This is a genomic window from Nocardia sp. NPDC057668 (assembly GCF_042799795.1).
Lineage (GTDB): Bacteria > Actinomycetota > Actinomycetes > Mycobacteriales > Mycobacteriaceae > Nocardia.
On the sequence record NZ_JBHVIC010000009.1, the window covers coordinates 85853 to 104015 of the forward strand.

The 18163-nt window shown below is 69.4% G+C and carries 12 protein-coding genes; 8 read left to right on the forward strand and 4 right to left on the reverse strand.

Annotated elements, in window-relative coordinates:
* Positions 1–142: 142 nt before the first annotated feature.
* The gene (locus ACFVBH_RS38430) at positions 143–2146 is read right to left on the reverse strand and encodes a protein kinase (RefSeq protein ID WP_379010943.1); all 2004 of its coding nucleotides are present in this window, start codon (positions 2144–2146) and stop codon (positions 143–145) included.
* Positions 2147–2480: 334 nt separating this feature from the next.
* Between ACFVBH_RS38430 and ACFVBH_RS38435 the strand changes: the two genes are divergently transcribed.
* Together ACFVBH_RS38435 and ACFVBH_RS38440 are read left to right on the forward strand one after the other, a co-directional pair.
* Entirely contained in the window at positions 2481–2819 is a 339-nt protein-coding gene (locus ACFVBH_RS38435) for a glyoxalase superfamily protein (RefSeq protein ID WP_354984965.1), read from the forward strand.
* 538 nt (positions 2820–3357) lie between these two features.
* Positions 3358–4812 (forward strand): hypothetical protein, encoded by a 1455-nt coding sequence (locus tag ACFVBH_RS38440; protein ID WP_379010953.1) that lies wholly within the window; start codon positions 3358–3360, stop codon positions 4810–4812.
* Positions 4813–5165: 353 nt separating this feature from the next.
* On the opposite strand, the gene ACFVBH_RS38445 is transcribed toward ACFVBH_RS38440, so the two are convergent.
* The 3 genes from ACFVBH_RS38445 to ACFVBH_RS38455 all read right to left on the reverse strand — a co-directional run bounded on the left by ACFVBH_RS38445 (position 5166) and on the right by ACFVBH_RS38455 (position 11465).
* The gene (locus ACFVBH_RS38445) at positions 5166–8180 is read right to left on the reverse strand and encodes a bifunctional [glutamine synthetase] adenylyltransferase/[glutamine synthetase]-adenylyl-L-tyrosine phosphorylase (protein WP_379010960.1); all 3015 of its coding nucleotides are present in this window, start codon (positions 8178–8180) and stop codon (positions 5166–5168) included.
* A gap of 209 nt (positions 8181–8389) precedes the next feature.
* A complete protein-coding gene (glnA, locus tag ACFVBH_RS38450) occupies positions 8390–9730 on the reverse strand; it encodes a type I glutamate--ammonia ligase (protein WP_354990627.1) in 1341 nt (446 codons plus the stop codon).
* Positions 9731–9947: 217 nt separating this feature from the next.
* The gene (locus ACFVBH_RS38455; protein ID WP_379010978.1) at positions 9948–11465 is read right to left on the reverse strand and encodes an alpha/beta hydrolase; all 1518 of its coding nucleotides are present in this window, start codon (positions 11463–11465) and stop codon (positions 9948–9950) included.
* Positions 11466–11656: 191 nt separating this feature from the next.
* Between ACFVBH_RS38455 and ACFVBH_RS38460 the strand changes: the two genes are divergently transcribed.
* The 6 genes from ACFVBH_RS38460 to ACFVBH_RS38485 all read left to right on the forward strand — a co-directional run bounded on the left by ACFVBH_RS38460 (position 11657) and on the right by ACFVBH_RS38485 (position 17820).
* Positions 11657–12187, forward strand: a complete 531-nt coding sequence (locus tag ACFVBH_RS38460) for a hypothetical protein (protein WP_379010982.1) — start codon at positions 11657–11659, stop codon at positions 12185–12187.
* Positions 12156–13115: a zinc ribbon domain-containing protein gene (locus ACFVBH_RS38465; protein ID WP_379010985.1), complete on the forward strand. Its 960-nt coding sequence runs from the start codon at positions 12156–12158 to the stop codon at positions 13113–13115. Before ACFVBH_RS38460 ends, ACFVBH_RS38465 begins: the two co-directional genes overlap by 32 nt.
* A 129-nt stretch (positions 13116–13244) precedes the next feature.
* The gene (gene panB, locus ACFVBH_RS38470) at positions 13245–14099 is read left to right on the forward strand and encodes a 3-methyl-2-oxobutanoate hydroxymethyltransferase (RefSeq protein ID WP_354990626.1); all 855 of its coding nucleotides are present in this window, start codon (positions 13245–13247) and stop codon (positions 14097–14099) included.
* A gap of 173 nt (positions 14100–14272) precedes the next feature.
* Positions 14273–14785, forward strand: coding sequence for a hypothetical protein (locus ACFVBH_RS38475; protein WP_354990625.1), 513 nt, complete (start codon positions 14273–14275; stop codon positions 14783–14785).
* Complete coding sequence (pip, locus tag ACFVBH_RS38480; RefSeq protein ID WP_379010990.1) at positions 14785–15741, forward strand: prolyl aminopeptidase; 957 nt, start codon at positions 14785–14787, stop codon at positions 15739–15741. The genes ACFVBH_RS38475 and pip overlap by 1 nt, the downstream gene beginning before the upstream one ends.
* Positions 15742–17820 (forward strand): CHAD domain-containing protein, encoded by a 2079-nt coding sequence (locus ACFVBH_RS38485; RefSeq protein WP_379010991.1) that lies wholly within the window; start codon positions 15742–15744, stop codon positions 17818–17820.
* Positions 17821–18163: the final 343 nt, after the last annotated feature.

Here is an 18163-nt window from a genome sequence, read left to right on the forward strand (position 1 = left end):
CCCGGACCGTATGGTCCGAATCTCGAGACGGCGGGGTTCGGCCGCCTCCCCGATTACGAGTATCCGCCCCCGGAGTCACTCGAATGCGCGATCTCGCAATACTCGAGAGCGAAGTCTCATCGTGCGAGGGCGGGTTTCGTTCTCAGAGACGCAGTTTCGCGATGACCGCGCGGTGGTCGGTCTCGGGAATGCTCACCGAATGCACCTCGGTCGCATGGCCGTCCGCGACCAGCACCCGGTCGATGCCGATGAGCGGGAAACGACCCCACGCCTGATTGTCCGGCCAGGTCGGCATCGCGCCGACGCCGACCAGTTCGGCGGCGTCGGCATACCTGCCGCGCAACAGATCCCGGAACGCGGTGTGATCGTAGGTGGCGTTGAAGTCACCGCCGACGATGACCTTGCCCGGCTGCTGATCGAGGACGTCGCGCAGTTCGCGCATCTCGGCCTGCCAGGCGGGGTAGTTCAGATTCGGCGGGACCGGGTGGAACTGGAACACGGTGATCGGCCCGCGCTCCGGATGCAGCATGGTGGCGCGAATGCTGTGGAGGGAGAACCGCGGAAGCCTGCTCGCGTCCTGCAGCGGGTACCTGCTGTAGACGCCCGAACCCTGGCCGCCGGCGGCCGGTTCCACGTAGTAGTAGGGCAGTTCGGTTTCCAGGCCCGCCGCTTGGAGGCGGGCCAGGGCCTCGGGGGTGAGTTCGGCGAGGGTCAGAACCTCGACGCCGTTCTCGCGAACCTCGCGCACGATGGCGTCCGCGTCGGCGTGCCCGAACAGGATGTTCGACTGCATCACCGTGACGTCGATACCCGGCGGCGCGGTGCCGTCGGGCACCAGCATCGGGAACTGCGTCCAGAGCGCGGCGGCGACGGCGGCCAAAGCTCCCGCCGCGGTGCGCCATTGCCGCGCCGCCAGAAACAGCGCCACCGCCACGACGGAGCCGAGCATGAAGAAGGAGGCGAACGAGGCTGCCAGCACAACGTATTCGGAACGCCACGAGGTGTAGTGCAGGACGATGCCGGTCACGCCGATGACGAGGGCGAGCCAGCCCAGCACCAGGGCCGTCCGGGCGAGAATGCCGCGGCGACGGGACGGGTTCTCGGGCGGCGCGGGCGGGGGTTCGGCCGGGCCGCCCACGTCGGCACGCTCGGTCGGCGCGTCGGCGGGCCAGCGGCTGCCTCCGCCCGAGAAGGCGTGCGCGGCAACCAGTTCCGCGCCCACCCTGGGCAGAACGGTGGTCGTCATCGCGGCGTTGTCCGCGTCGGCGGCCGGCCGGGGCGCCGCATCCGGAACACCCGCGATCGGCAGTCCTGCCAGGGCCTGCTGGGCCGCGGCGGCCAGCTCGCCGCACGAGGCGAAGCGGTGCTCCGGGTCCTTGGCGAGGGCGGTGGTCACGACGGTGTCGAAGCCGCCGGGAAGCTCGGACCGGCTGGAAGTGGGTTGCGGGACGGGCAGATTCAAGTGCCCGTGCAGCAGTTGGCCCGGACTCTCGCCCGCGTAGGGCGGGTTGCCGGTGAGCAGGTGGTAGAGCGTGCCGCCGAGCGCGTAGACATCGGTGCGGGCGGAAACGGCGGTGCGAGCTTCGAATTGCTCCGGGGCGGCGTAGCGCAGGCTGGCGTAGAGCTGGCCGGTGCGGGTGGCCTCGCCGACGTGGTCGAGCACCTTGGCGATGCCGAAGTCGGCGAGGAACACCTCCGCGCCCGTGCCCGCGGCGAGCAAAATGTTGGCGGGCTTCACATCACGATGCAGGACACCGGAGGCGTGGGCGCGGTCCAGGGCCTTGGCGACCTCGGTGACGATGCGCACCGCGCGCTCGGGCGGCACCGGGCCCGCGGACAACACGGCGGACAGGTCGGTGCCGTCCACGTACTGCATGGCCATCCACAGTTGCCCGGCCTCCTCCCCGCGCGCGAAGACGGCCACGATGTTCGGGTGCGACAACCGCGCCACGGTGTCGGCCTCGCGCAGGAAACGCGAACGCACATCGGCGTCGTCGGACACGGCGGGACCCAGCACCTTGAGCGCGATCATGCGCGGCAGGTCCCGGTCGTGCGCGAGGTAGACCTCCCCCATCCCGCCCGCCCCGATCAACCGCTCGATTCGATACCCGGCGAATACCTGACCCTGCGCCAGCACCCGTCCCACCGCAACACCTCCACCTGATCGCCGCCCCACCCTACTGCACAGCCCGGGCACTGACCTGCGCGTGAAGTACCGCGGCCGAGGTGCGCGACCCATCTCGCGGTGTCCGATCGCCGCATTACCCCCGCCCGCGTTCTGCTGCCGCGGGCCGATCGACCGCTGCGCCGCCGGCGCCGTTGGTCATCGACCGATCGGCCGGGTGCCCGGGCCTACTCCCTCGAATCGGGCGTCGACGCGGCACCCATTCCTCGATCAGCGTGCGGCGGTGGCGCTGTGGCACCACGGGCGCAGGTCCGCGCATGCCGGAACAGCGCCCGCGCGTGCGAGGATTCTCCCCATGCACGAGGAGGCAATTCCGGTTCTGCGCGTGGCCGACGCTTCGGCAGCGGTGCGCTGGTACGAACGTCTGGGCTTCACCTTCCGGTGGGAGCACCGCTTCGAACCCGCGTTCCCCGCCTTCGTAGAGGTCGCCCGCGGCCCGGTCAAACTCTTCCTCTCCGAACACGAGGGCGACGCCCGCCCGAACACCCTGGTCTACCTCCGCGTCCGCGATATCGACACGGTGGCAACGGAGTTCGGCGTGCCGGTCGAAACCGCACCCTGGGCACGAGAGGTGGAGCTGACCGACCCCGACGGCAACCGCCTGCGGATCGGCACACCGTTCGAACAGGAGTGACGGCCGGGCGGTGATGCAGCGCCAGCCGACCTCCCACGGCACCGATCTCGGCAATTCCGCTGCCCGCAACGGCTATCGGATAATCCGAACGCTGCCGCCCCTTGGCCAGCCCTCCGACTTCGACGATCACCTGACTCCGGTTGTGCCGCTGAAAACTGGCGCACACGGTCCAGCCGTTCGCGTGGGCCCGGTTCGCCGGTGCCACTCCTCGCTCGCCAATGCCGAACTACCGGCCGCCCGGACTGCCGCGCGATCTGTTCGCCGTGGTGACCGGGCCGGGCACGGTGGTCAGCACAGCTGACCGAACTCGGCGATACCGTCGGACATGAGTGGCTGGTTCGCAGTTCGCGAACGACCTTCGTACATGCACCACCGTTTGGATGGGCGCGCCCCGGGTCGCCCGACGCTGTCGGCGCAGAGGTGGCCGGCGCAAGGAAGTCCGCGGTTGGGGTCGTGAACGAAACACCGGGTTGATGGGGAACCCGGCGGGTGTGGGGCGCGTCCTAGTTGGTGATGGAACCGGTGTGGGGAGGGTGGCGTGGCGGAGGACGGGTGGCGGGAGCGAGCGCGGCGGGCGCAGGCCGGGGCCGAGCGGGAGCAGGGGCGAGTACGGGGCGGGGGTGTGGACCCGGATTACATTCAGCGGCTGGAGTGGTTTCCGGGGTTGTCTCATGCGGAGATCTACGCGGGTGTGCGGGACATGGATCCGGGGGCCATGCGGGAGCTGGCCGACGGGTGGGTCGAGGTCGCGGACGGGTTGTCGGGGGCGGTGTTCGCGGTGGGGGCTACCACCGAGGCCGCCATCGGGGAGGGAATGGCGGGGCGGATCGCGGACGCGGCCATGCTCGCGGTTCGTGAATTCGTCTTGGACGCAATGGATGTGGTGGGGGTCGCGCACAGCACCGGGCATCGGATCACCGCGGCGGCCTACGGCGCGGAGGCCGTGCGGCGGAGCGTGCCGCCACCGCTGGAACAGGACTGGGCGGCGACCGCTCCGCACGTGGCCACGATGATCGGAGCCGAGGCCGGGGGCGCGCACGACCCGGAAGCGCGCGGGAAGGAGCTGTACCTGCAGGCGCTCGCGGCGCTGGACGCCAACTACGTGCCGACGTATCCGGCTGCGGGATCGGGGGTTCCGGCCTTCTCCGCGGTTTATGCGCCTGGCATCGGCGATGCGGGGACCGAGGGGGCCGGCAACCGGCTGCTGGGCGGCGGCGGCCCGAGCGGGCAGGTCGTGGCGGCACAGCTCCCCCCTGCCACCGCCGCGGGAGAGCGGAGCGAGGCGACCGCGCCCCGGGACACCGAAAGTGCGCTCGTCGGTGCGGAATCCGCGACCGATGGCCTGGAACCTGCCTATTCGGGAGAAGCGGCCTCGAGATCCGGTGCCGAGACCGCTGCCGAAAGCGCAGCCGGACAGCAGGTCCACGAGCAGAGCCGCCCGGTGTTCGCGTCCACCGGGGAGGGCAGCGCTGAGCGCTCGGAACGCCCGAGTCCCGGCCGCGCCGCGAATCCATCCGTCCCCGAGGCGAATCCGTCAATTCCCGGGCCGAATTCATCCGTACCCGGCTCGCCCACGGTGCCCGTCTCCCCCGCCGCACCCGGCCACCGGTCGACGCCCGGCCAACCGCTCGCACCGGGTGGCTCCGGCCCGGGTTCACCGCCGTCCGGCGGACCGGGCCGCAGCTTCCCACAACCGAACTCCGGCGGATTCCCTTCTGTCGCAGCACCATCGACCCACTCCGCCGCCGCGGTTCGATCCACCGCACAGCCCATGGGCTTCATGCCCGGCATGTACCCGCCCGGCGCGCGCACCGGCGCCGATGCCGACGCGGACCACAAAACCCCGGCCTGGCTGATCAGAAACCGCGAATCCGAACTCCTCGGGTCCCCGCCGCCCTGTATGCCGCCGGTGATCGGCTCCGAAATACCTTCGGCCCGAACAGATCTCACCCGCACCGATCACACTTCGGCCGATCCACCCACCGGACGGTAAACGGGAGGTCCGGCGGGCCGCCACCCGGCGCGCCGGAATGGCGCGGCGGTGGGCGCGCCGGATGAGGTTGTCCACGTAGCGCAGATCGCCCGCGACCGTGATCGAGCGGGGGCCTTCGATCGCCGCCACACCGACCTCGGCGCGCATCGGTTCCAGCAGGCGGGTGACCTCGCCGAAGGTGACCTCCAGCACCGCGGCCGCACCCCGGTCCGGGATCTTCGCCAGCAGCCGCTCGCGCGGCGCGGGCACGTGCGCGGCCCGGGGCCGCACGTCGTCCAGCGCCTCCCGCGCACCCGGTGCGCGACTGACCCCGGGTGCAGGGCGAAGTGGGCCGGCACGTGCGGCCGGCGCGGCTACTCGCCGCCGAAGACCCTCTCCACCACGGTTTTCGCGCGACGGGTCACGCGCATGTAGTTGTCGAGGAACTCGCTGCCGTCGTCGTTGGGCCAGCCCGCCACCCGGGCCACGGCGGACAGCAGGTTGCCGGGGCCGGGCAGCTGGTCGGCGGGTTTGCCGCGCACCAGGACCAGGGCGTTGCGCGCCTTGGTCGCGGTGATCCAGGCGTCGCGCAGGAGCTCGACGTCCTCGGCGTCGACCAGGCCCGCGGCTTCGATGGCGTCCAGGGACTGCAGGGTCGAGGTGTTGTGCAGGGCCGGGACCCGGTGGGCGTACTGGAGCTGGAGCAGCTGCACGGTCCATTCGATGTCGGCCAGGCCGCCGCGCCCCAGTTTGGTGTGGGTGGCGGGGTTCGCTCCGCGCGGCAGGCGCTCGGAGTCGACGCGGGCCTTGATGCGGCGAATCTCGCGCACCCCCTCGGGGGACATGCCGCCGTTCGGGTAGCGGACCGGGTCGACGGTGTGCAGGAAGCGCACCCCCAGTTCCGGATCACCGGCCACCTGGCGGGCGCGCAACAGCGCCTGCACCTCCCAGGACTGCGCCCACTGCGAGTAGTACGCGGAGTACGCGGCCAGCGTGCGAACCAGCGCGCCGTTGCGGCCCTCGGGCCGCAGCCCGGCGTCGACCTGCAGCGGCGGATCGGTGCTCGGCGCGCCCAGCAGCTTCTGCACCTGCTCGGCGACCCCGATGGCCCATTTCACCGCCACGGTCTCGTCCGCACCGGGCCGGGGATCGCAGACGAACAGCACGTCGGCGTCCGAGCCGTAGCCCAGTTCCATGCCGCCCAGCCTGCCCATGCCGATGACGGCGAAATCCGCAGGCGCGGGTCCGCCCAGTTCGACCTCACTGCGCCGGATCACCGCCTGCAACGCGGCCTCGAGGGTCGCGATCCACACCGAGGACAGCGCCTTGCACACCCGCGGCACATCCAGCATGCCCAGCACATCGGCCGAGGCGACCCGCGCCAGCTCGTGCCTGCGCAGTGACCGCGCGGTGGCGACCGCCCGCCGGGGATCGTCGTAACGCTTTGCCCCGGAGAGGATTCCGCGCGAAACATCGGCGGTGTCCGGTGCCAGCAGCAGCGGCCCGTTCGGCCCGTCCGCGAACATGCGGATGGTCTCGGGCGCGTTGATCAGCAGATCCGGCAGGTACGCCGAGGAGCCCAGCACGATCATCAGCCGCTGTGCGACCGCGCCCTCGTCGCGCAGTTCGCGCAGGAACCAGATCTCGTTGTCCAGCCCCTCGGACACCCGCCGGTAGGCGAGCAGCCCGGCGTCGGGATTCGGTGTCTCCCCGAGCCATTCGAGCAGCGTCGGCAACAGCAGCGCCTGAATGCGGCCCTTGCGCCCCACCTCGTTGGTGAGCGCCTTGAGATGCCCGAGCGCGTTCTCCGGGGCCGCGTAACCCAGCGCCGCGAGCTGGCGCACCGCCGCCGCCGGACTCAGCCGCAGCGAGTCCGCGTCCAGGCGCGCAACCGATTCCAGCAGCGGCCGGTAGAAGAGCTTGGCGTGCAGTCGCCGCACCCGCACCGCGTTGCGCCGAATCTCGCTGGTGAGCACGCCCACCGCGTCCTGCCTGCCGTCGGGCCGGATATGGGCGGCGCGGGCGAGCCAGCGCATGCCCTCCTCGTCGTCGGGCGCGGGCAGGGTGTGCGTGCGCTTGAGCTTCTGCAACTGCAGGCGATGCTCGAGCAGGCGCAGGAATTCGTAGGAGGCGGTGAGGTTGGCGGCGTCGTCACGGCCCACGTAACCGCGCGCGGCCAGGGCCGTCAACGACTCCACCGTGCCCTGGGTGTGCAGGGTCTCGTCGGCCTTGCCGTGCACCAATTGCAGCAGCTGCACCGCGAATTCGACGTCGCGCAGACTGCCGTGCCCGAGCTTGAGTTCGCGCTCGCGCAGATCCGCGGGCACCAGATCCTCCACTCGCCGCCGCATGGCCTGCACGTCGGCGACGAAGTCGGGGCGTTCGGAGGCCGCCCACACCATCGGCATGAGCGCGTCGCGGTACTGCCCGCCGAGTTCCAGATCGCCGGTGGCGGGCCGCATCTTGAGCAGCGCCTGGAACTCCCAGGTGCGTGCCCAGCGCTTGTAGTAGGCCACGTGCGATTCCAGCGTGCGCACCAGCGCGCCCGCCTTGCCCTCGGGCCGCAGCGCCGCGTCCACCTCGAAGAAGGCGGACCCACCCACGGTCATGGTCTCCGCGGCGAGGCGGGTGGCCGTGGTGTCGGCCGGTTCGGCGACGAAGATGACGTCCACGTCCGAGACGTAGTTCAGTTCCCGCGCACCGCATTTGCCCATGGCGATGACGGCCAGCCGGCCCGGCACCGGCCGATCCGGGCAGACCCTGGCCACGGCCACCGACAGCGCGGCGGTCAGCGCGGCGTCGGCCAGATCGGTGAGATGCCTGCCCACCTGCTGGTAGGGCAGCACCGGTTCGTTCTCGACGGTGGCGGCCAGGTCGATGGCGGCCAGCAGCATGAGCTGATCGCGATACCGCTTGCGCAGCAGGGCGATAGCCTCGGGACCCGCGATGCCCGCGCGGAACAGCCTGGGGCCGGCGAACTCGCCCTCCTCCGGCTGCGCCTGCACGACCTCGAGGATCTCGGTCAGCACCTCGTCGGCCGTCGGCAGTTCCTTGCGCAGCAGTAGTCGCCACGCCTGCGGATCGGCCACCAGGTGATCGGCGAAGGCGCTGGAGGAGCCGACCAGCGCGAACAGCCGCCCGCGCAGCGAGGTGTCCGCGCGCAGGGTCGAATCCAGCGCGGCCCAATCACTTCCGAGCTGCTCGCGCAGCCGCATCAGCGTGGTGAGCGCCAGATCGGCGTCGGGTGAGCGCGAGAGCGCCCACAGCAGCGGGACGCTCTCGACGTTGTCCCACGCCAATTCTCGCAGCGAATCGGCGGCCGACGGCTCGAGTAAACCGAGTCGTCCCACACCGGGAACAGCCGAACGGACAGTCGGGGGCCGGACCATGCCATCAAATTACATGTCACATCCCGGACGGTCCCCGGCGGAACCCTCCGATATCGGACAACGACGGCGATTCGCCCGCGTGTCTCGCACCGGAGGTTGCGGAACGATGCCTCGCGGCGCGGGACACGACCCCACCGGGCCGTCGCCGCCCGCCCATACGAATTCGGCCCGTGCCGGAAAGCACGGGCCGAGAAGGGTTCACCGAACCTTTACAGGCCGAGGTATTCCTTCAGCTCGTAAGGCGTCACCTGGTTGCGGTAGCCCGCCCATTCGCGGCGCTTGTTGCGCAGGAAGAAGTCGAACACGTGCTCGCCCAGGGTCTCGGCGACCAGTTCGGACTTCTCCATGTTCTTGAGCGCCTCGTCCAGGCTCGCGGGCAGTTCGCGGAAGCCCATCGCGCGCCGCTCGGCGGAGGTCAGCGACCACACGTCGTCCTCGGCCTCGGGCGGCAGCGTGTAGCCCTTCTCGATACCGCGCAGACCGGCCGCGAGGATCACCGCGAAGGCCAGGTACGGGTTGCAGGCCGAATCGGGGCTGCGCACCTCGACGCGCCGCGAGGACGACTTGTTCGGGGTGTACATGGGCACCCGCACCAGCGCGGAACGGTTCGACCGGCCCCAGGAGGCGGCCGTCGGGGCCTCGCCGCCGTGGATCAGGCGCTTGTAGGAGTTCACCCACTGGTTGGTGACCGCGCTGATCTCGTGGGCGTGCTCGAGGATGCCCGCGATGAACGCGCGCGCGGTGCCCGAGAGGTTGTTCGGGTCGTCCGGATCGCTGAAGGCGTTCTGCTCACCCTCGAACAGGCTCATGTGCGTGTGCATGGCCGAACCCGGATGCTCGGCGAAGGGCTTGGGCATGAAGGTGGCTCGCACGCCCTCGTCGATGGCCACTTCCTTGATCAGGTAGCGGAAGGTCATGACGTTATCGGCCATGGACAGCGCGTCCGCGTAGCGCAGGTCGATCTCCTGCTGCCCGGGAGCGCCCTCGTGGTGGCTGAACTCGACCGAGATGCCCATCGACTCCAGCGCGTCGATGGCGTGCCGGCGGAAGTTCGGCGCCTCGTCGTGCACGGCCTGGTCGAAGAACCCGCCCTGGTCGACCGGGATCGGGACCGAACCGTCGTGCGGACCGGGCTTGAGCAGGAAGAACTCGATCTCGGGGTGCACGTAGCAGCTGAAGCCCAGATCGGCGGCCTTGTTGAGCTGGCGGCGCAGCACGTGCCGGGGATCGGCCCAGGACGGCGAACCGTCGGGCATGGCGATGTCGCAGAACATGCGCGCCGAGTGCTGATGCCCCTTGGAGGTGGACCACGGCAGGATCTGGAAGGTCGACGGGTCGGGCCGGGCGACCATGTCCGCCTCGGAAACCCGGGCGAAGCCGTTGATGGCCGAACCGTCGAAACCGATGCCCTCCTCGAAAGCTCCCTCGAGCTCGGCGGGTGCGATCGCCACCGACTTGAGATAGCCCAGTACATCGGTGAACCAGAGGCGCACGAAGCGGATATCCCGTTCTTCGAGCGTGCGGAGGACGAATTCCTTCTGACGGTCCATGCCCGCGAGCGTAAGCACCCGGCGTTAAATCCATGTTACGTGCGGGGCTCGAACTTCAGGAGACCGCGGAGAGATCCGCGGAAAGGGTGTTTCGACCCGGGCAAATCGCCCCTGAGCACGTGAAAACAGCCGCGGGGACCCGGCCCGGGCGCGCACTCGCCCGGCCCGGGAATCGGATTCACGCCGAGCCGAACCCCCGCGCGGCGGCCGGGCGTTCTCAGCAGGTGAGCGGCTGGGCCGGTTCCTTCAGATCGACCAGGTACGCGATCACCGGGTCGTCCACGCACTCGACCCCGGACAGCGACACCGTGTGCCGGGTGCCCTCGAAGGTGATCAGGGCCGCGTTCAGCTGTTCGGCCAGATCCACCCCGGCCTGGTACGGGGTGGCCGGATCCTCGGTGGTGGAGATCACCACGGTCTTGGGCAGGCCGGGGATCGAGATGCGGTGTGGGGTGCTGGTATTGGGCACCGGCCAGCTCGCGCACAGTTCGAGCGGGGCCGCCGCGCCGCCGTGGCCGTCGTCCAGGAAGGGCGCGACCCGGCGGTATTCCGAATCCTGCTTGGCCGCGATCGAGCGATCGGTGATGGCCGGATCATCGACGCAGCGAATCGAATTGAAGGCGTCGGCGCTGTTGTCGTAGGTGCCGTCGTCGCGGCGGCCGTCGTACATGTCGGCCAGCGCCAGCAGCGTGTCGCCGCGACCCTGGGCCAGTTCGCGCAGGCCCTTGGTGAGCGCGGGCCAGAAGCGGTTGGAGTACAGGGTCTGCTGGACACCGGTGATGGCGTCGCCGTAGTGCAGTCCGCGCGGGTCGTCGGTGGGCACGGACTTGGTCCACAGCGGATCCACCAGCGCCCGGAACCGCGCCGTGGCCTGCGCGGGCTCCTGGTCCAGCGGGCAATCGGCCTTGCTCGCGCAATCGGCGGCGTAGGCGTCGAACGCCTTCTGGAAGCTGGCCGCCTGCAGCACCGACTCCTTGACCGGGTCCTGCTGCGGGTCCAGCGCGCCGTCCAGGACGAGCGCGCGCACCTTGTCCGGGAACTTCTCGGCGTAGGTGTAGCCCAGGCGGGTGCCGTAGGAGTAGCCGACGTAGCTGAGCTTCGCGTCGCCCAGCGCCGCGCGGATGATGTCCATGTCCTGCACCACTTCCCGGGTGCCGACGTGGGCCAGGAAGTCCTTGCCGGTGCGTTCGACGCACTTGGCGGCGTAGTCCTTGTTCTCGGTCTCGGCGGCGGTGATGCCCGCGGGCGAGTTGTCCAGCGGGGGTTCGGCGCGCTCGGCGTCGTTCTCGGCCGCGGACAGGCAGGCGATGGCGGGCAGCGACGCGCCGATGCCGCGCGGGTCGAAGCCGACGCGGTCGAAGCGCTCGGCGAGCTGGGTGCGGTCGGCGATGCTCACCATCGACAACCCGGGCACGCCCGGACCGCCCGGATTGAACAGCAGCGAGCCGATCTTGTCGCCCGTCGCCCTGATGCGCGAGAGCGCGACCTCGGCGGTGTCGCCGTCCGGGTTCTCGTAGTCGACGGGCACCCGGACCCGCGTGCACTCCGCCCCCGACGGCATCTCCTCGCCGAACTTCGCGCAGCTCGTCCACTCCAGGCTCTGGCTGTAGAACTTCCCCAACCCGGCCGGCGCCTCGGGCACCGGGTTCCCGTCCACCACCGACCCGCACCCCGCCACGGTCATCACCAACGCCGCCGTCACCAGCACAACGCGGCCGCTTCGCATCAACGCCATAGAGCGATCGTGCCCTATCCGCCGTTCCCGCCCGGCTCCGGCGGGGTTCAGATGTGGAGTCATGACGTGGATTCGGGGACCGAACAACCCAGGCTGGGTGCCGTGCCGGACAAAGACTCCGGTTCTCTCGGCCTGTCGACTCGACTTCGAAACTAGGCTTGGGCCGCTGAGCCGAGTGCTACAACACCGCGATGCAGGGACTGTCTGCGATGATGCGTTCGTATCCACTGCCCCATACAGCCACACAGCGCAAGCTCGATGCGGTCGCAGAGTTATTGCCCTGGTGGCAGCGCGGACTCGTTCACGTGCAACTACTCCAGGTGCGGCGGCTTCGCGCAGGGAACCAGACGCTGGGTTGGCTGGGCGGCTCGTCGGCGCGGGAGTTACCGTCGTATCTGTCGGCGCGACAGTGGAAGTCGGTAGTCAACCAGGTCAACGCAGCGCTGGAAGGCTGGCGTACCGCCGCAGTCGACGGAGTTCGCAACCTCATTCGCGCTCTCGACGTAGACGAAGAGCTGCGAGCGGAGCTGTATCGAATCAACGTTCGCCGTGGCTGGTGGTGCGAGCGGCTGATCCTGGATACAGCGACCGGCGCCGAGGCCACCGCGGAAGGTTTGTCGAGAGCTCGAGAGCTGATCGGGACTGCAGCTGAGACGGCACCCGTTTCCCAACCTGAGCACGGTCCGCACCATGGCAATGGACGGACCGATCGCAACGGTTGAAGCCGGCCGTGGAAAACACGCCGACTACTGGGTTCGAATCACCACCCGCAGTGCACGACACCCGGTGCGGATCCCGTTGCACGGCTACGAGTACTTCCGCAGCGCGGCCGGAGACGTCCGAAACTTCTGCCAGGTCACCGTATCGACTACCGGCGAGTTCTCGTTTGCCCTGGTGAAGAACTCGGCGGCTGCGCCGATGCGTGAATCCGGCGGCGCCGTTGGACTGGACTGGGGTGTAGCGAACATATTCACCACCGACAGCGGCCAGATCCTGGGACAGCGTCTCTATACCTGGCTGGTCGAACGAGACCGCGAGCTGACGGCGCTGACGGTCGAGCTACAGCGGCGCGGTATCAAGCCTTCTGAGTCGAAGCGATTCCGGGCATTCAACTCTCGCATCCGCGCCTATGTTCGCAACGAGATCGGCCGGATACTGAACCGGCTTGCCAGGCAGGACATTCGGGAAATAGTGGTCGAGAGACTCGACTTCCGGCACGGCGGGCTGAGCAGGCGAATGAACCGGATCGCGACCCGGGCCGGCCGAGGCGCGGTCAGAGCGAAACTGACATCTCTCACCGAGGCGACGGGGATCACGGTGACCAGGGTCAATCCTGCCCACACGTCGCGAGCCTGTTCGAGTTGCCACTACGTCGACCGTCGTAATCGGATCTCACAACAGCGTTTCGCATGTCGTTTCTGCGGTAGAAGACTCCTGGCCGACATCAATGCCGCCCGCAATGTGCTCGGACGTTCCGCAGTACAGGGTGGCTGGTTGCCGTGGTCCGGGAATCGGGTACTCGCGCAATTGGATCGAGACTTCACCACGCAGTGGCGGTGCGATCCGACCCGATTGCGGGAGCGTCCCACTCGACGCGGTCGCAGTACCGCTACTTCGCCACCAGCGGGGTCAATCGCTGCTCCGGGATGAACTTCCTGTGCTCCGAATACTGTGAGCAATTGCATTGACGGCGTATCCGGCCGGAATGGCAGACTGAGGGGCGTCAGCTAAACCCGGGGACCCCGTGTGGGCCTCGAGGACACGACGAAAGGGACGATGATGTCCGTATCTGATGCGGAAACCCCTGCTTACGGTGCCGCACCTGCCGCAAAGCCCGCCAAGCGCAAGACGCGCGTGCAGCATTTGCAGCAGATGAAGGCCGAGGGTGAGCGCTGGTCCATGCTCACCGCCTACGACTACTCCTCGGCTCGACTGTTCGAAGAGGCCGGTATTCCGGTCCTGCTGGTCGGCGATTCGGCCGCCAACGTGGTGTACGGCTACGACACCACCGTCTCCATCTCCGCCGACGAGCTCATCCCGCTGGTGCGCGGCGTGGTGCGCGGCGCGCCGAACGCCCTGGTGGTCGCGGACCTGCCGTTCGGCAGCTACGAGTCCTCGCCCGAGCAGGCGCTGGCCACCGCGGTGCGCTTCATGAAGGAGGGCGGCGCGCAGGCGGTGAAGCTCGAGGGCGGCGAGCGCATGGCCGCGAGCATCGCCAAGATCACCGCGGCCGGTATCCCGGTCATGGCGCACATCGGCTTCACGCCGCAGAGCGTCAACACCCTGGGCGGGTTCCGGGTGCAGGGGCGCGGCGACGGGGCCGAGCAGCTCATCGCGGACGCCATCGCGGTGCAGGAGGCGGGCGCGTTCTCCGTCGTCATGGAGATGGTGCCGGCCGAGATCGCCGGGCAGGTCACCCGCAAGCTCACCATTCCCACCGTCGGCATCGGCGCGGGCGTGGATTGCGACGCCCAGGTGCTGGTGTGGCAGGACATGGCCGGGTACACCAGCGGCAAGACCGCCAAGTTCGTGAAGCGTTTCGCCGATATCGGTGACGAATTGCGCGGCGCGGCAGCGGCTTACGCGGATGAGGTGCGGCGCGGGGTGTTCCCGGGCCCGGAGCACAGCTTCTAGGGAGGAGAACACCCGGCGCCGCGGCGGATCGGGTTCTCCGGCATTTCGACATCGGGTGTCCCCGTCGGTTGGCGGGGACACCCGATCGCCATTCATAGCCTGTGGCTATCACGCGGCTATACCCTGTGGTCTTCATAGTCTTTCGCCAGATTTTGGTGGCAGAGTGGGGGGCGATGAGCTGGAACGACCAAAGGGAATTCATGTCGCATCGCCGTTGGATCAGCACCCGCCGGGTTCGGCGGGCGTCGTTGTTCGCCGGGCTGGGCGCGGTCATCGCCGTGACCGCAGCCTGCGGTGGCGGCACCACGCCCACCGGGTCCTCGTCGCCGCAGGGCAGCACGACCGTGCCGTCGAGCACCTCGGCCGGGCCCAAGACCTCGACCGGCAGCGGTAGCGGGCAGGGCACCGGGCAGCAGGTCACCGTGTCCGACGAGGCCGCCAAGCAGCTGTGCGATCTGCTGCGGCCGCAGCTGTCGGACTGGCGGGTGCAGGGGCCGACGCTGGGCGGCATCGCCTACAACGCGACCGTGCACGATTGGGCGCTGCGCAACGGCGGGATCAACGTGCAGGTGCTCGGGGACAAGGATGTGGTCGACCGCATCACCAAGGCGAACTGCTCCGATGTCCGCGATCAGGCGATACAGGCGCTGGAGATCCCGAATCTGGCCACCGGGCTGGCCTTCTGATGCGCACCCTCTACCCGCCGGTCGAACCGTACGAGCAGGGCATGCTCGAGGTCGAGGACGGGCAGCGGCTGTACTGGGAGTGCAGCGGGAACCCGGACGGCAAACCGGTGGTGTTCCTGCACGGCGGGCCGGGCGGCGGGACCGCGCCGTTCCATCGGCAGTTCTTCGATCCGGCGGCCTACCGCATCGTGCTGTTCGATCAGCGCGGGTGCGGGCGGTCCGAGCCGCACATCGCGGACGGGGCGAGTCTGGAAGCCAACACCACCTGGCATCTGGTGCGCGACATCGAGGCGCTGCGAACGCATCTGGGGGTCGAGCGGTGGCAGGTGTTCGGCGGGTCGTGGGGGTCGACGCTGGCGCTGGCGTACGCGCAGGCGCACCCGGAGCGGGTCACCGAACTGGTGTTGCGCGGAATTTTCCTGTTGCGCCGCAAGGAAATCGATTGGTACTACAATGGCGCTGCGGGGTACGTGTACCCCGATGAATGGGAGAAGTTCCTGGCGCCGGTGCCCGCCGCCGAGCGCGACGGTGATCTGGTGCAGGTTTACCACCGCCTGTTGAACTCCCCCGACAAGCAGCTCGCCACCGACGCGGCCGTCGCGTGGTCCACCTGGGAGGGTGCCACGAGTTCCCTACTGCCCCAACCGGATCGGGTGTCCGAGACCGCCGATCCGCGTTTCGCGCTGGCCTTCGCCGGCATCGAGAACCACTATTTCGTCAACGGTGGATTTCTCGAGGAGGGGCAGCTGTTGCGCGATATCGACCGCATCGCACACATTCCCGGGGTTATCGTGCAGGGCCGCCACGACATCGTGTGCCCGGCGGTGAGCGCCTGGGATCTGCATCGCGCCTGGCCGAGTTCGGAACTGCACCTGGTGGCCGACGCCGGTCATGCCGCCGCCGAACCGGGCATCACCCATCACCTCGTAGAAGCAACGGACAAGTACAGGAACTAGATGAGCACCTCAGCCGGTCCCGCCCTGATCGACGCTTTCACCGCCGATGTGGACCGGCTGCGGTCCGCCGAACCCGATGTCCGCCGGGACATTCCCGATTCGGTCCACCAGATGCGGGTGGCTACCCGCCGACTGCGCAGCCTCCTGAAGTCCTACCGCCGCGCCCTGCGCCGCAAACACGTGGACGAGGTCGCCGACGAATTACGCTGGCTGGCCGGGTTACTCGGCGTCGCGCGCGACGCGGAGGTGCGGGCCGATCGGTTCGAGGAGCTGCTGGGCGAGCGCGGGGGCTCGCCCGTCTCCGAGCCTGCCGAGGAGGCCGCGCCGAAATCCGGCGGCAAGAAAACCTCCGCGAAGAAGGCGGCCGATGGCGACGCGGCCGACGCGAAGACCCGAGGCAAAGCCGCGGTCGCGAAGTCGAAAGACGAAGCGGTTCCCGGGAAGGCCGATAGCACCGTGGCTGCAGTGAAGCTCGAGGGGAAGGACGCCACGGGGAAACCGAATCGCAAGGCCGCCGGTGCGAAGGCAGCCACCGATAAGCCGGTTGACCCGAAGGCGACGACGACCCCGAAGCCGGTCGGTGAAGTGGCTGCCGAGAAGCCCGCCGCCGCGCCCGCTCCGTTGCGGGCGGTGCTGACCGAGCCCACCGACGAGCCGGACGAGAAGGCCGCCGTTGCGAAGCGCTCGGCGCTGACGATCGTTGCCGACGCGCCGGAGGCTGCCACTCCCCCGCTCGAAGCTGTTGCGGAGAAGGCGGTTTCGAAGAGGACGGCGGCCAGGAAGGCCACCGTCCTGCACGCGGTCGCCGACGATCCGGCCGCCGAGAAGACTACGGCGAAGAAGACCACGCCCCGAAAGCCCACCACCGCCAAGGCGACCGCCGCCAAGGCGACCGCGAAGAAGGCCGGGTCTGCGGCGGGCACCGAACAGCCTCCGGTTTCACCGGACGCGAGTGCGACGGCGAAGCGCACGACGGCCCGGAAGGCCCGCGCACCGAAGCCGCCGACCGAGGCGGCCCCCGCGAAAAAGGCGGTGGCCGAGAAGGCTTCTCCGCTCAAAGCCGTTGCCGATCAGCCCGCGAAGAAGGCGGCCAGGAAGGTCGCGGCCGAGAAGCCGGCCCCGGACTCGGCAACCGAGTCCCCCGCCCCGAAGAAGACACCGGCCAAGCGCCCCACCATCCTCCGGGCCGTCGCCGACGATCCCGCCACCGGCTTGGTCGGCCACGCCCCGGCGAAGAAGACCACGCCCCGAAAGTCCACCACCGCCAAAGCGACCGCCGCGAAGGTAACCGCGAAGCGCGCGAAGCCCGCGCGGGCCGCCACCGACAAGGCCGCGGCTGTCACCGCGGCGACTGCGACGAAGGCGGCAGCCGAATCGACCGCCGAGCCGATCCCCGCCGAGGTCACCGCAACCCCTGCAACCACGCAAGCCGCGGCGCCGGCGAAATCCCAAGCGCAAGAGAAATCTTCGGGGGACGAGAAAGGCCGGTCGGGGAAGAAGGACGCCGCGCGGGAAGAGTTCGGGAAGCGGCTCGTGGCCGAGGAGCGGGCGCGGTACTCGGCGGCGTTGCAGGAGGCCATCGCGGCGTTCGACGGGCGGCGGTATCGGCGGCTCATCGAGCATCTGGGCGTGCTGACGAGCAAGAAGGCGTTGCGGCGCAAGCAGGCTCGGAAGAAGGCGAAGAAGGTGTTCGGGGAGGTGTTGCGGCGGGACTTCCAGCGGTTGCGGCGGCTGGTCCGGACCGAGGCCAAGACCGGCGCGAAGCTGCCCGAGGCCGAGCGGATCGAGCTGCTGCACGATATCCGCAAGTCCGCCAAGCGGTTGCGCTATTCGGCCGATGCCGCCACCGCCGTCCTGGGCGCTCCCGCCGCCGACCTCGCGAAGCACGCGAAGCAGCTGCAGACCGTCCTCGGCGACCACCGCGACGCGATCGAGGCCCTGCAAACCCTGCGCACCCACGCCGAGGCCACCGGCGAACCCACCTACCAGCACCTCACCGCCGCGGAACAATCGGCGGCCGCCGAGGCCCTGAAGAACTACCCCGCCACCACCAAGTTCCTCCGCCACAAACCCCTGTAGCCCCACCGACGGTCAGGGTCGGCCCGAAGCAGCACGCAACGGGCCGACCCACAACGGATCCGGTTCGGCAGATCAGCGGGGCAGCGGGCCAATCGCTCCAACACCCGATGCCTACCCTCCGATAGTCGAGCCCATCACCGGTCAGGGATAGCCGCACCAACAGGCCGCACGCGCAGTTGGCGAATCGCTCGGCGCAGCTCTCATCTCCCCGGCTGGGCACCCACCTTTCGAGGTCAGGTGCGCCGACCTGCCCGCGCTCAGAGCGAGTCGATCTCCGTGAGGTCGATGTCCATCGGGAACGGAACGCTCAGCTCGAGCCGCTCACGGTGCATCGTTGTGAGTG

Coding starts and splice junctions, on each gene's coding strand:
- ACFVBH_RS38435 (WP_354984965.1), top strand. CDS start 2,481: ATGCACGAGGAGGCAATTCCGGTTCTGCGCGTGGCCGACGCTTCGGCA.
- ACFVBH_RS38445 (WP_379010960.1), bottom strand. CDS start 8,180: ATGGTCCGGCCCCCGACTGTCCGTTCGGCTGTTCCCGGTGTGGGACGA.
- glnA (WP_354990627.1), bottom strand. CDS start 9,730: ATGGACCGTCAGAAGGAATTCGTCCTCCGCACGCTCGAAGAACGGGAT.
- ACFVBH_RS38455 (WP_379010978.1), bottom strand. CDS start 11,465: ATGGCGTTGATGCGAAGCGGCCGCGTTGTGCTGGTGACGGCGGCGTTG.
- ACFVBH_RS38460 (WP_379010982.1), top strand. CDS start 11,657: ATGCAGGGACTGTCTGCGATGATGCGTTCGTATCCACTGCCCCATACA.
- ACFVBH_RS38465 (WP_379010985.1), top strand. CDS start 12,156: ATGGCAATGGACGGACCGATCGCAACGGTTGAAGCCGGCCGTGGAAAA.
- panB (WP_354990626.1), top strand. CDS start 13,245: ATGTCCGTATCTGATGCGGAAACCCCTGCTTACGGTGCCGCACCTGCC.
- ACFVBH_RS38475 (WP_354990625.1), top strand. CDS start 14,273: ATGAGCTGGAACGACCAAAGGGAATTCATGTCGCATCGCCGTTGGATC.
- pip (WP_379010990.1), top strand. CDS start 14,785: ATGCGCACCCTCTACCCGCCGGTCGAACCGTACGAGCAGGGCATGCTC.
- ACFVBH_RS38485 (WP_379010991.1), top strand. CDS start 15,742: ATGAGCACCTCAGCCGGTCCCGCCCTGATCGACGCTTTCACCGCCGAT.